This is a genomic window from Rahnella sp. 1L-D-7-B-C2 (assembly GCF_057290995.1).
This window is the reverse complement of sequence record NZ_JBXAVQ010000003.1, coordinates 193,331-206,682: the sequence shown is the minus strand read 5'-3', so window position 1 is coordinate 206,682 and position 13,352 is coordinate 193,331. Positions and strand designations below refer to the sequence as shown.

Below are 13,352 nucleotides of genomic sequence, written 5' to 3'. Positions count from 1 at the left end.
ATGCGACTTCTTGACGGTGAAACCATTATTCAGGGTGCGAAAGGCGGTGGCGGCAGTGCCCATACGCCGGTCGAGCAGGCCGATGATCTGTTGTCCGAAGCGAAGCTTAAAATGGTTCTCGCTCTATCTGAGGGTGAAATTCAGGGTGACCTGGTCGCGCAGCAAATCTTCCTTAACGATACCCCGCTGGCGAACGATGACGGCACCTATAATTTCACCGGCGTGAAGTGGGATTACCGTAAAGGCACGCAGGATCAGACCTACCTGCAGGGCATGCCTGAAATTGATAACGAATCCTCGGTGGGCATCGAGGTAAAAGCCTCCACGCCTTGGACCCGGCAATTCTCAAACCTGACGCTCGATGCGATCCGGATCAAGCTGAGCCTGCCGATTCAGTACCAGTACAAAGACAACGGCGACATGGTCGGCACTGTCACGGAATATGCCATCGACCTTTCTGTCGACGGTGCGGCGTATAAAACGGTCGTCAACGGTAAGTTTGACGGAAAAACAACGTCAGAATATCAGCGTGACCATCGCATCGATCTACCTGACTCGGCGTCAGGCTGGACAATCCGCGTGCGCCGCATCACCCCAGACTCGACCTCAACCAAGCTGATAAACGCCTTCAAGGTGTTTTCCTTTGCTGAGGTCATCGACAGCAAGCTACGTTATCCGAATACCGCGCTTCTATATGTCGAGCTCGACTCCAGCCAGTTTAACGGCAGCGTGCCGAAAACCACCTGCAAGCCAAAGGGCAAACTGATCCGGGTACCGACCACCTATGACCCAGTGACCAGAACCTACAGCGGAACATGGTCGGGTGATTTCAAAATCGCCTACAGCAATAACCCCGCGTGGATTTTTTACGACCTGGTGCTCGATGAAATATACGGCATGGGTAACCGCGTAGACGCGACCATGATCGACAAATGGGAGCTGTACAGCATCGCCCAATACTGCGACGCGGCAGTGTCAGACGGCGCCGGTGGCACAGAACCACGCTTTACCTGCAACGTGTTCATCCAGAGCCAGCAGGATGCCTACACCGTGTTGCGGGATCTGGCCGCCATCTTCCGGGGCATTACCTTCTGGGGGAACGACCAGATTTTCGTGCGCGCCGACGTCCCACAGGACGATGTGGATTTTACCTACCACAGTTCGAACGTAATCGAAGGCATGTTTACGTATGCCGGTGGCTCCTATAAAAACCGCTTTTCTTCCTGCCAGGTCAGTTGGTCAGATCCAATAAATCACTATTCAGACACCATCGAAAGTGTTTATGAGCCTGACCTTGTCGCCCGATATAACTGGAATGAAACCCAGCTGACCGCGATAGGTTGCACTTCACAAAGTGAGGCGCACCGCCGTGGGCGCTGGGTGATCCTGTCCAATGCGAAAGACGGCACCGTGTCCTTTGGCGTTGGGCTGGACGGTTATATTCCCATGCCGGCAGAAATTATTGGCATCGCTGACCCGTTCAGAGCCGGGAAAGCCAACGGCGGACGCATCAGTGCGGTTAACGGCAAAAACATTACCGTTGACCGGGCAGCGGACTACGGCATCGGCGACCGTCTGGTAGTGAATTTGCCCGATGGAACAGCGCAAACCCGGACGATCAGCGGCGTCAGCGCCGATAAGAAAACGTTCACCGTTGCCACAGCCTACCGCATGACGCCGGTGAGCGGCGCCGTGTGGGCCATCGACAGCGATAACTTAGCGATTCAATACTTTCGTATCACGTCAATCTCATCGAATGACGATGGCACGTTCACGATTGCGGGCGTGCAGCACGACCCGAATAAATACCGTTACATCGATGATGGGGTGAAAGTCGATTCAGCACCGATCACTGTCACGCCAACCAACGTGATGAAGGCACCGGCAAATATCGTGGTCACAGAAGTTGACCATATCGCGCAGGGGCTTACCGTCGCTTCGCTGCAGGCGTCTTGGGACAAAGTGGAAGGGGCGATCAATTACACCGCGCAGTGGCGCAAAGACAACGGCGACTGGGTTAACGTAGGTAAGACCAGCGCGCAGGGTTTTACCGTTCAGGGAATTTATGCGGGCGTGTACGACGTGCGCGTTCGGGCGATCAACGCAGTCGATGTGTCCTCTCCTTGGGGATACGCGGATTCAACCACGCTGAACGGCAAAGTGGGTAAACCCGGAACGCCGACAAACCTGCTCGCCAGCGATAACGTCGTCTGGAATATCAACGTGACCTGGGCATTTCCAGCGGGCAGCGGCGATACGGCTTATACCGAAATTGAAGTGACCACGACCGCTGACGGACTTAACCCGCAATTTCTCGCCTATGTTCCTTATCCTGGTGTTAGCTATCAGCATGGCCCGATGCCGGCAGGGGTGAGGCGATGGTATCGTGCACGGCTTGTTGACCGCATCGGGAATACGGGTGACTGGACTAGTTTTGTTGGGGGCGCGAGTAATGCTGATGCCGATGAGATTCTCGGAGATGTTATTGAAGATTTCATTAATTCTGAAGATGGAAAAGCCCTTTTAGCGCCCCTGCAGACAAGCCCAGAAGCCATTTTGCAAGATGTTTTAGCGACTTACGATATAGTGAATCAGCAATGGGCGCAGTATGGTGAAAATAAAGCTGGGATCATACAGGCACAAAAAGTGGCCGCTGATGCGGAGTCCTCAGTTGCCCAGCTTGAAACGGATGTCATCGCAAATTTCGATAAAACGGAAGCAGCGCTGCAGGAGAAGTTTACCGCATACGCGGATGCATCAGGTGGGTCAGCTATTTACACGCTGAAAACAGGTCTTAAATATGGTGGCGTTAATTATGACGCGGGCCTGTCTGTAGCGGTCACTATCAATGGCTCAACGGTTGATACCCGTGTTGCCATCAATGCAGATAAATTTGTTATTGCCAGCGGTAATGGAAACAATATTTATTCTCCCTTCACAGTACAAAACGGCCAGGTATTCATCTCTCAGGGTTTTATCGGCAATGGCTGGATCACTAACGCGATGATCGGCGATTACATCCAGTCGAATAACTATGTGGCAGGCGTTACAGGCTGGCGTTTGGATAAGGGCGGTACTTTAGTTAATTATGGTTCTGGTTCCGGCGGCAAGATGAAAACCACTAACACGACGATCAGTGTCGCTGATTCCAGCGGCGTACTGCGAGTCCAAATTGGTGAGCTGACAGGAGTATTCTAATTGGCTAACTATGGGATTCAAACATGGAGCGCCTCGGGAACGCCGAATAATACGGGTTTAGTAAAGATCCTGATATTGGGATCGGTCTATCTCTCTAAAGACCAGGTATCCGGGGCGTGGTCCTACGCCGTTCCGTCTGGTTACAAAGTAGAAGCGATGCAGTCGCCAGTCATGGGAGCAGAGCTTTCATCAGCCCGAAGAAAAATAACCACGACAACGACCGGCGTCTCGCTTTCGAGCGCTGGTGCAGATTATTCAACCGGTACATTCACGGCAGCTGAGGGTTGGCTGATCGTCTACTTAGTGAAGCAATGACATGGCAAATTACGGGGCAATATTGGTCGATGAGTACGGCATTCCGTTCTCAACACCAGACACGACGCCAATGAGTCTGGTCTCAAAGAATGTGTACAATTTTGGTGGGGGTGGCGGCGATATTAATTTAGTCGTGTCCGTGTCCAGCCCCTTTGTTGTCGCCTTCAAGTCTGACGTAACCGGTGTTTATGGAAGGCTGAGTAATAATAGTGGTGTATACACACTTACGGTAGGCAGGCTTGCTGGCGGCAGTGTAGGGAACGTCACCGTTTATATTTTTGGCATCGTCATTCCCCAGCCTAAACCGGCCTGGGGGATAGCGATAAACAATGCTCAAGGGCAATGCATACTGACTAACGAAACCAAGGTCATGAATCCGCCCATTGCGGTAGGAACGCCAGGCAATCCAGCCAACCTTGGGTACAACATCGATACCACGCTCAGCGGAAATTACGCGGTAATGCCGCAGATGACTGGTTTAATGGTAGGCGTCATTCATTCTGGGGGCACAACGCGCCCTTTCCAGTCACCCATTCAGACCTATGCGTACTTCAACGGATCAACCACGCGAATATCCTCTACACAGACAGTCAGTCCGGGAGGTGATCAGCTCGAGAATGTTGGCTATGCAAACTCAAACGATTTGATATACGCGCTCGATGTATCTGCTTACTAATCAATGGATTGTGATAAACGATCGTTTTCAACGATCAATTTCAAGTAATTGATCTATTAAACCAATTATCCAGTCATAAATATCGTTGTTATCGTTCTGGTATCAATATTCAAGGGACAGAAAAATGACAAAAATTATGATGGTAATTGGTCTGGCGGCTTTGGTCTCCGGGTGCTCAGGCATCCTTGATAAGCAGCAACCCGTCTGTAGTGGTACGGCACTCATCGGCGGGCAAGAAACGTCGGTGCAGATTTATGGTGTCCGTCAGGTCGCTAATCAAACTCAGTATCAGGCTGGCGATCCGTTCGGCTGGCGCTGGGTCAGTAAAACTAATTTCATCCGCACAACGTGCGATAAATGATACAACCCTAATCATCTAAACCCGCTCCGGCGGGTTTTTTTATGCCTGGAGCAAAACATGTCGGCAGGAACCATCGCATTAACCAATAACTCTGCAACCGTGTCGGGTACCGGAACCGTGTTTACCACCGACTTAAAAGCAAACGACTTTATCGTCGTTATTGTCGGCGGTGTGACTTATACCTTGGGGGTCAAGGCAACAGCATCAGCAACATCATTAACGTTAATCACCCCATATGGCGGACCAACCGCCACCGGTAACGCATGGACAGCTGTACCAAATGCCACACTTGTCGGCATAACCGCGCAGGTTGCAGCCGATGTGGCGAAAGCCATTCGTGGTCTTAATCTCGACAAGGCTAACTGGCAGCAAGTCTACAGTAATTCGGGCAATATGACGGTAACGCTTCCAGATGGTTCCAATTTTACTGGCCCTTCGTGGAATTATCTGGCCAACAATGCGGCAACAAAAGTGTCTGGTGCAGTACCTGTCAACCAGGGTGGAACCGGTGCGACTTCGGTGGGAGGCGCTAAAGTAGGATTTGGAATTGATGGGGTAAATACTGGCATTGTCGTTAATCAAAATAATATCGATAACTATATTAACGGACTAAAGGCTCCTTATCAGTTGGGTGTTGTACGGAATAATACCGCTATTACTGGAACAAACTTTAACACGTTGCAGAACGCCGCTTGTCTATTTGCAAAAGTAAGCGATACCTGGCTTCACATCACCGTTCCACACGTTGGCAGTTCTCCTATCTCGGTATTGGGAGGTTACGGCAACGTAGGTGTTGCCGTTTATCGTTACCTTTGGGATAACTTCACCACAACCGTAGACACCAACGGATTTATCAAGAAAGCCTCACCTATTGTTAAACTTTTCAGTGATGGCCGAACAGACGTGAGTGAGGAGGCGAGAGGTTGCAGCGTCACGCGCGTGGCAAAGGGAGAATATCTCATTGAAGGATGTTCAGGACTGAATTCAGATGCGGCCTGGGGCGGGATAGACGGTGGTTTCGAGCTACCCAAGGATAAGAATGGCTTGCCACATATCTGGCTGGATTATGATGTATCAGCCGACGGTTCGGTGACAGTGAAAACCTACCATCGCGAGCATCCTAATGCCCCAGCTTTTGCAAGGAATAATATTGAGGGTTATCAGGATGGAGATCCTATTGATATACCTTCGGATCAGTTTGTTTCAGTAAGGGTTCAAATGCCGCAGGATTCCCTTTTCCACAAAGAAATCGAACAGGCTCAGTCATATTTCGATTCTCAAGACGCGGGCCTGACCACATAACTTTCTTCTCTTTCCGATCAGCAACCTAAAAGAAATGTGGCTGATCGGACTTTTCAGTCCGCGTTCCACATGATTATACTGTATGCATAAACAGTATTTTGTGAGGTGCGTATGCCCAAATATTCCGATATCAAAGGCGCTTTTATTAGAAGCGTCACGCAGGATCCCAGGAAAGGACAGGTTGTCACAACTGAGCGATTTGTTGCTGAGTTGGCGAAGGTAAACCACTTCTGGTCATTACGTGAAGCTAATGAATGGATAACGCACTATCAGGGATTCTTCCGGGACTACTCGGATCAAGAGGGCGAGAGTAAGCGCTATTTTCTGAAAAACATGGGCTACGTAAAATAAGGAGAGATCATGGGATTTCCATCACCAGCAAGTGACTACGTTGAATCACGTATCGACCTGAACAAAGTCTGTAACTGCACCGGCCCGGCATCTCGCCTGTACATCGCAGAGCGGTACCATGGGAAGCATATCAACTCCGGCACGATGCTGCTGATAGACCCGGCAATCAAACCGGTCGACGGTAATCTGCTGCTGGCACAAATCAACGGAGAAATGGATGTGTGGAGGCTGGTAACAATCCTGCGTCGCGGGCTGGAGTCACTGGCAGACAAGAACGTCTTCATTGAGTTCGGCGAAGCATTCACAGATGACGAGCTGGTGATCGAGGGGGTGGTGACGCATATCATCTACGATGCCAGGAATGATGTGTTCGACGACACTCCGTGCATTTAAGACGAAAAAAAACCTCTGCTGGTGGCAGAGGTTCTCTTAACAGAAGGAGCCGCGTATCTTTTACGTATCCTTTTCTGTCTAGATGGTGTCAGCGCTGGGTCTTAACTCCGCTCATAAGTTACTGGTTTTTATGAGCTTGTCCTGCCACTGTCCTATCTAAATTGGTGGAGCTGGGGGGATTTGAACCCCCGGACGTTTATGCTAGATCGCCTCCGCATAGAAATAAACAATCTTCCAAAAATCCCTTCTGCAAAACTAATTTTTTTTCCTGCAAATACATGAGAATACGTGGTAAGAATTGTTTGCCAATTAATTAGAGAAAACTAATTAAATTCATTATAAAACAATTATTTATTTAAAGGTAAACTGCCTACCACTGGTACAGCCGCAGTCAGGCGCTGACCATCGGCAAAGCGCTGGAAAAACTCAACTTCGCGTGGTTCGAAGAGCCGATGGAAGAAGAGAGCATGGCGTCTTACGCCTGGCTGGCGGAAAACCTGTCGATCGACGTCATTGGGCCGGAAAGCCTGGGCGGTAAACATCACAGCCGTGCGGACTGGGTAAAAGCCGGAGCCTGCGACATTTTACGCGCCGGAGCGAACGGCGTCGGCGGGATCTCGCCATGCATGAAAGTCGCCAGTCTGGCGGAAGCGTTCGGTATGGACTGCGAAGTTCATGGCAACGGCGCGGCAAGTCTGGCGGTGGTCGGCGCAATCCGTAACTGTCGCTGGTACGAACGCGGCCTGTTGCATCCGTTCCTTGAATACGACGAACCCGCTGCGTATCTCAACAGCATCGTTGACCCGATGGATGAGCAAGGTTTTGTACATCTTTCGAATCGCCCCGGCCTTGGAGAGGACATTAATTTTGAGTACATAGAAACCCATACCGTCAGCCGAGACTGACCTGCGGGCAGAAAAAAATAATAAACCTCTGACTCTACCCGGAAGGTACATCATGAACACAGGCACACCCTTCGGGGCGTGGATCCTCGCGCTCCTGCTCACGGTAAGCGGCGGGGCGGTACAGGCAAAAACGCCCCCCGACCAGCTGCTTATCGGCATGAACATGAACAACCTGCTGACGCTCGATCCGGCTGCCATGACCGGGAATGACATCGTCGGCATTGTGGTGAATCTGTATGACCCGCTGATTGAGCTGGATCCGCAGGAGCTGACCAACGTCCGCCCGGCGCTGGCGACCTCATGGGAAGTGAACGATGCGCGGGATCTGATCACATTCCATCTGCGCGACGGCGTGAAATTCCACTCCGGCAATCCGGTCACCGCGGATGACGTGGTGTGGTCGATGCGCCGGATCCTGCACTTGAATCTGGCGCAGGCATCGGTGTGGAAATCTTACGGTTTCACCAAAAAGAATGTCGATGAGATGGTGCGCACGCCGTCACCGGGCATTGTCGAAATTCAGCTGCCTAAACCGAACGATCCAAAACTGGTGATTTACTCACTGGCCGCGCTCGGCAGCGTGGTGGCGCTGGACAGCAAAACCGTTAAGGCGCATGAAGTTAACGGCGACTGGGGCAACCGCTGGCTGACCACCAACGAAGCCGGTTCGGGGCCGTTTCGCCTCGACAGCTGGCAGGCGAAAGATGTGCTGAACATGAGTCGCAATCCGCAGTACTGGCGCGGCGAACCGCGTCTCTCCCGCGTGGTGTTCCGTCATTTTCAGGAATCTCAGACCCTGCGTCTGATGATCGAAAAAGGCGATCTGGATATCGCCAATAATATGGCGGTGTCTGACGTCACCGCTCTGAGTCACGATCCTGCGATGACCGTCGATACGGTGAAAAAAGGCACCATTTATTACGTGGCAATGAGCATGAAGGAGCCGCATTTTGCCAATCCTAAAGTGCGCGAAGCGGTACGCTATCTGATTGATTATCAGGGTATCGGCAAAGCGCTGATGAACGGTTACGGCATTGTGCACCAACGACCGATTCAGGTCGGGATGCCTGCTACGCTGCCGGATCCGGGTTATAAACTGGATATTCCACGCGCCAAAACGCTGCTGGCGGAAGCCGGTTACCCTGACGGTTTTGACACCACGCTGCGGGTGCTGGCCGATCAACCCTTCCTCAACATTGCCATTGCGGTGCAGTCCACGCTGATGCAGGCCGGGATTCGCGCCAAAATCGTTACCGGCACCGGTAACCAGATTTACGGTGCGATGCGCGAGCGCAAGTTCGACATGCTGGTCGGGCGCGGCGGCAGCGGTGTGGAACCGCATCCGCATTCAAGCCTGCGGGCGCTGGTTTACAACCCCGATAACAATGACGCTGCGCGCCTGACCAATTTCCAGGGGTGGCGCACCGGTTTTTACGATAAACAGCTGAATACGGATATCGATCAGGCGCTGCTTGAACGCGATCCGGAAAAGCAAAAGCAGGATTACTTCGCGATTCAGGAACGCTACGACGCGCTGATCCCGGCGCTGGTGCCGCTGTCGCAAATGGTGGATTCCATCGTGGTGCGCAAGGACGTCAAAAATTACCTGCCGCATCCTTCCGCCACCACTTTCCTGCGTGACGTTTATAAAGATGAAAGTCAGGCAACTGATCCTTCAGCCGGAGGTAAAGGGTTATGACCACGCAAACGCAAACCTGGTACGCGAACATTCCTGCCGGACGCATCGGTAAACGGCTGGTGCAGGTGGCCGTAACCCTGTTCGGGTTGTTGCTGCTGACGTTTTTCATTGGCCGCGTGATGCCGGTGGATCCGGTACTGGCGATTGTCGGGCCGGACGCCGACCACAGCACCTATCAGCAGGTCTATCACCAGCTCGGCTTCGACAAACCGCTGTGGACGCAGTTTGGCATCTATCTTTCCGGGCTGGCGCAGGGTGATTTCGGTAATGCGCTGCTGACCGGTAAACCGGTGACGCAGGACATTGTCCGCGTCTTTCCGGCAACCATGGAGCTGGCGACGCTGGCGATCATTCTCGGCGCGGGCGTCGGCATTCCGCTGGGCGTGCTGGCGGCGGCGAAACGTAACAGCGTCGCGGATTACGTGGTGCGCATCATCAGTCTGGCCGGATATTCCACGCCGATTTTCTGGGTCGGGATGATGGGGCTGCTGGTGTTTTACGCCTGGCTCGGATGGGTGGGCGGCGCGGGGCGTCTGGATTTCAGCCTTGACGGACAGGTGACGCGGCACAGCGGTTTCATGCTGATTGATTCACTGATCGCCGGTAACTGGGAGGTGTTTCGCAACGCGCTCAATCACCTGATCCTGCCCGCGTCACTGCTCGGTTTTCATTCGCTGGCCTACATCAGCCGCATGACCCGCAGCTTTATGCTGGCGCAGCTCTCGCAGGAATTTATCATCACCGCCCGCGTTAAAGGCCTGAGCGAATGGGATGTGCTGTGGAACCATGCGTTTCGCAACATTCTCGTTCAGCTGCTGACCGTGGTGGCGCTGGCCTACGGCTCACTGCTCGAAGGCGCGGTACTGATCGAAACCGTCTTCTCATGGCCGGGCTTCGGTTCGTATCTCACCAGCAGCCTGATGCTGGGTGACATGAACGCGGTGATGGGCTGCGTGCTGGTGGTCGGCATGATTTTCGTGGTGCTGAATTTGCTCTCTGACCTGCTGTACCAGGTCTTTGACCCGAGGACAAAAGTATGACGATTTCCCTCGATTCTGTGACGCTCAGCGCGGGCGATGAAAAACGTCAGCGCGTGAAACGGGCGTTTGGCCGCATCGGCCATTTCTTGTGGCAGATGGCGTGCAATCCGCTGACCGCCATCGGTGGGGCGATTGTGCTGGTGCTGATGATTGTGGCGCTGTTCGCACCGTGGATCGCGCCGTTCCATCCGCTGGTACAGGATTTAAACAATGCGCTGAGCCCGCCTTCGGCGGCGCACTGGTTCGGCACCGACGAATTTGGCCGCGACATTTTTAGCCGTCTGGTGTACGGCTCGCGGATCACGCTGTACATCGTACTGCTGGTGTCGGTGACCGTCGGCCCGCTGGGTTTGCTGCTCGGCGTCACAGCCGGATATTTCGGCGGTAAAACCGACATGGTGCTGATGCGCGTGACCGATATTTTCATCTCTTTCCCGAGCCTGGTGCTGGCGCTGGCTTTTGTCGCCGCCCTCGGTCCCGGGCTGGAACACGTGGTGATCGCGATTACGCTGACCGCCTGGCCGCCGATTGCACGTCTTGCGCGCGCCGAAACCCTCTCGCTGCGTCAGGCCGATTTCATCTCGGCGGTACGTTTGCAAGGGGCGTCTCCGCTGCGGGTGCTGTGGCGTCACATTGTGCCGCTGTGTCTGCCGTCGGTGATCATCCGAATCACCATGAATATGGCGGGCATTATCCTGACTGCTGCCGGTCTCGGCTTTCTTGGACTCGGTGCGCAACCACCGGATCCTGAATGGGGCGCAATGATTTCCAGTGGCCGTACCTACATGATGGAGTGCTGGTGGGTGGCAACGATCCCCGGTCTGGCGATCCTGATTAACAGCCTTGCGTTCAACTTTTTAGGAGATGGCCTGCGTGACATCCTCGATCCCCGAAATGACTGACGCTCCGGCGTTACTCGACGTGCGCGATCTGCACGTCAGCTTTGTGAATGGTCGTCAGGTCACGCAGGCGGTGCGCGGCGTGTCCTTCCAGCTCGGGCGTGAAAAACTGGCGATTGTCGGTGAATCCGGTTCGGGAAAATCTACCGTCGGGCGCGCATTGCTTCAGCTGCATCCGGCGAAAGCCAAAATCACTGCCGAACGGATGCAGTTCGGCGATGTGGATTTGCTGAACGCCACGCCGAAGCAGATGCGTCAGGTGCGCGGCAAGCGCATCTCGATGATTATGCAGGATCCGAAATACTCGCTGAATCCGGTGCTGTGCGTCGGCGACCAGATAGCCGAAGCCTGGCGTTCGCACCATGCCTGCTCGTATCAGGATGCCAAACGCAAAGTGCTGAACATGCTCGACGTGGTACGTATTCGCGACCCGGAACGCGTGTACGGCCTGTATCCGCACGAGATTTCGGGCGGGCAGGGGCAGCGCATCATGATCGCCATGATGCTTATCACCGACCCGGAAATGGTGATTGCCGATGAACCGACGTCGGCGCTTGACGTTTCCGTGCGTTTACAGGTGCTGGAGCTGCTTGATGATCTGGTGAAAACACGCGGTCTGGGGCTGATTTTTATCAGTCACGACATCAACCTGGTGCGCAGTTTCTGCGACCGCGTACTGGTGATGTACGCCGGCCGGGTGGTGGAGTCCATCGCTGCGACCGATCTCGATAATGCGCAACACCCTTACACGCGCGGCTTGCTGAATGCGCTGCCGGACATGGATAACCGCCGTTATCCGCTGCCGGTAATGCAACGTCAGGCCAGCTGGCTGACCGATTAAGGAGACTGAAATGTCAGTAAAAACCATGATCGACGTTCGTAATCTGAACCTGACGTTTGGTGAGGGGGCGAAAACCACACAGGTGCTGACCGACGTGAACATTGCCGTGCGCGAGGGGGAGATTTTCGGGCTGGTGGGCGAATCCGGTTCAGGTAAAACGACGGTGCTGAAATGTCTGGCGGGGTTGTTCACTCACTGGAAGGGTGGACTGGAAATCGACGGGCAACAGCTGGAGCATAAGATTGGCCGCGACCGCTGCCGTCTGGTGCAGATGGTGTTTCAGGATCCGTACGGTTCATTGCATCCGCGCCATACCATCGGTGACATTCTGGAAGAGCCGTTGCAAATTCACCGCATCGATCAGCGCGATCAACGCATTAACACTATTCTTGAAAAAGTCGGCCTGAATCGTGGGTTCCGTAGCCGGTATCCGCATCAGCTTTCCGGCGGTCAGCGTCAGCGCGTCGCCATCGCGCGTGCGCTGATCCTCAAACCGCGCGTATTGCTGCTCGACGAACCAACGTCGGCGCTGGATGTGTCAGTGCAGGCGGAAATTCTCAATTTGCTGTTCGATCTTCAGAAAGAGGAAGGGCTGACGTATCTGATGGTGACGCATGATTTGGGGGTTATAGCCCATCTCTGCCAGCGCGTTGCGGTGATGAAGTTCGGTAAAATCCTCGAAACCCTGGAAACCGACGCGCTGCTGCGCGGTGATATTGAACAGGATTACACCCGCGTGCTGGTGGATGCCAGCCGGGATTACAGCCGGGAAATGGCGGCGAAAGTGATGTTGTAATGCAATATCCTGTCGTTCCGGTCAGATGCCGGAACGACACAGAAAATGTTCGGGCTATTTTTGCGCAATACTTTGCGGCTGGCGCAAGTCTTTCATGACATCAGCGATACAGCGATCAACCAGCATTTCGACGGCGTCACTGCGCGAAGTCTCCACCAGCATTGCCAGCCGATCAATTTTTCGCAAAACAGACATACGTAGCGAGAGCGAAACCGGCTTCTTCTTTTCTTTATCCAGCGACACATGGCTGACGGCCTGCCCGCTTTTATGATCCTCACTGGACTGAAGTGCCTGAGTCATCTGACGTAAAGCTTTTTTATCCAGCGTACCTTGTCCGGTGAGCTGATAAGAGTGTGTCGCCTTACTGTATTTAATCTCAGCCGAATAGGTTTCGCGTATTTGCTTTAAAGCCCGGGTCAGCGTGGGTTCGGAACAGGCAAGCTCGGTGAAAATTTTGGTCGCCGACACGGGGTGTCCGGCACCAAGCAATTGTGCCAGTCGGAAAATACGTGCTTGTCGTGTACTGAGTTGCATGATTAGTCAGTGCCTGTCGTCGTTTAATGGGCGATGGTGCAT

13 protein-coding genes and 1 pseudogene are annotated in these 13,352 nt (G+C 53.5%); 13 read left to right on the top strand and 1 reads right to left on the bottom strand.

Annotated features, from left to right (window positions below; translation table 11 throughout):
- From AC0Z7K_RS07165 to AC0Z7K_RS07105, 13 genes and pseudogenes are all read left to right on the top strand, one after another.
- Entirely contained in the window at positions 1 to 3,198 is a 3,198-nt protein-coding gene (locus AC0Z7K_RS07165) for a TipJ family phage tail tip protein (protein WP_485613604.1), read from the top strand.
- Positions 3,199 to 3,513: a hypothetical protein gene (locus AC0Z7K_RS07160; protein WP_485613603.1), complete on the top strand. Its 315-nt coding sequence runs from the start codon at positions 3,199 to 3,201 to the stop codon at positions 3,511 to 3,513.
- 1 nt (position 3,514) lies between these two features.
- Positions 3,515 to 4,189 (top strand): hypothetical protein, encoded by a 675-nt coding sequence (locus AC0Z7K_RS07155; RefSeq protein WP_485613601.1) that lies wholly within the window; start codon positions 3,515 to 3,517, stop codon positions 4,187 to 4,189.
- 124 nt (positions 4,190 to 4,313) lie between these two features.
- On the top strand, positions 4,314 to 4,550 hold the full coding sequence (gene cor, locus AC0Z7K_RS07150; RefSeq protein ID WP_485613600.1) for a phage exclusion lipoprotein Cor: 237 nt from the start codon (positions 4,314 to 4,316) through the stop codon (positions 4,548 to 4,550).
- Positions 4,551 to 4,607: 57 nt separating this feature from the next.
- Positions 4,608 to 5,852, top strand: a complete 1,245-nt coding sequence (locus tag AC0Z7K_RS07145) for a phage tail fiber protein (protein WP_485613599.1) — start codon at positions 4,608 to 4,610, stop codon at positions 5,850 to 5,852.
- A gap of 111 nt (positions 5,853 to 5,963) precedes the next feature.
- Positions 5,964 to 6,203 carry a hypothetical protein gene (locus tag AC0Z7K_RS07140; protein ID WP_485613597.1) on the top strand — a complete coding sequence of 80 codons (240 nt, stop codon included), beginning with the start codon at positions 5,964 to 5,966 and terminating at the stop codon, positions 6,201 to 6,203.
- A 9-nt stretch (positions 6,204 to 6,212) separates the two neighbouring features.
- Positions 6,213 to 6,596: a S24/S26 family peptidase gene (locus AC0Z7K_RS07135; protein ID WP_112166115.1), complete on the top strand. Its 384-nt coding sequence runs from the start codon at positions 6,213 to 6,215 to the stop codon at positions 6,594 to 6,596.
- Between the two features lie 371 nt (positions 6,597 to 6,967).
- Positions 6,968 to 7,501, top strand: a pseudogene (locus AC0Z7K_RS07130) (enolase C-terminal domain-like protein); the annotation flags it as partial.
- 52 nt (positions 7,502 to 7,553) lie between these two features.
- Entirely contained in the window at positions 7,554 to 9,200 is a 1,647-nt protein-coding gene (locus AC0Z7K_RS07125) for an ABC transporter substrate-binding protein (RefSeq protein ID WP_485613595.1), read from the top strand.
- Complete coding sequence (locus AC0Z7K_RS07120) at positions 9,197 to 10,240, top strand: ABC transporter permease (RefSeq protein ID WP_485613594.1); 1,044 nt, start codon at positions 9,197 to 9,199, stop codon at positions 10,238 to 10,240. The genes AC0Z7K_RS07125 and AC0Z7K_RS07120 overlap by 4 nt, the downstream gene beginning before the upstream one ends.
- Positions 10,237 to 11,142 carry an ABC transporter permease gene (locus AC0Z7K_RS07115; protein ID WP_413531298.1) on the top strand — a complete coding sequence of 302 codons (906 nt, stop codon included), beginning with the start codon at positions 10,237 to 10,239 and terminating at the stop codon, positions 11,140 to 11,142. The genes AC0Z7K_RS07120 and AC0Z7K_RS07115 overlap by 4 nt, the downstream gene beginning before the upstream one ends.
- Complete coding sequence (locus AC0Z7K_RS07110) at positions 11,114 to 11,980, top strand: ABC transporter ATP-binding protein (RefSeq protein WP_485613593.1); 867 nt, start codon at positions 11,114 to 11,116, stop codon at positions 11,978 to 11,980. Before AC0Z7K_RS07115 ends, AC0Z7K_RS07110 begins: the two co-directional genes overlap by 29 nt.
- Positions 11,981 to 12,005: 25 nt before the next feature.
- Positions 12,006 to 12,776 (top strand): ABC transporter ATP-binding protein, encoded by a 771-nt coding sequence (locus AC0Z7K_RS07105; RefSeq protein WP_485613911.1) that lies wholly within the window; start codon positions 12,006 to 12,008, stop codon positions 12,774 to 12,776.
- 54 nt (positions 12,777 to 12,830) lie between these two features.
- On the opposite strand, the gene AC0Z7K_RS07100 is transcribed toward AC0Z7K_RS07105, so the two are convergent.
- The gene (locus AC0Z7K_RS07100) at positions 12,831 to 13,310 is read right to left on the bottom strand and encodes a tellurium resistance protein TerW (RefSeq protein ID WP_413531296.1); all 480 of its coding nucleotides are present in this window, start codon (positions 13,308 to 13,310) and stop codon (positions 12,831 to 12,833) included.
- Positions 13,311 to 13,352: the final 42 nt, after the last annotated feature.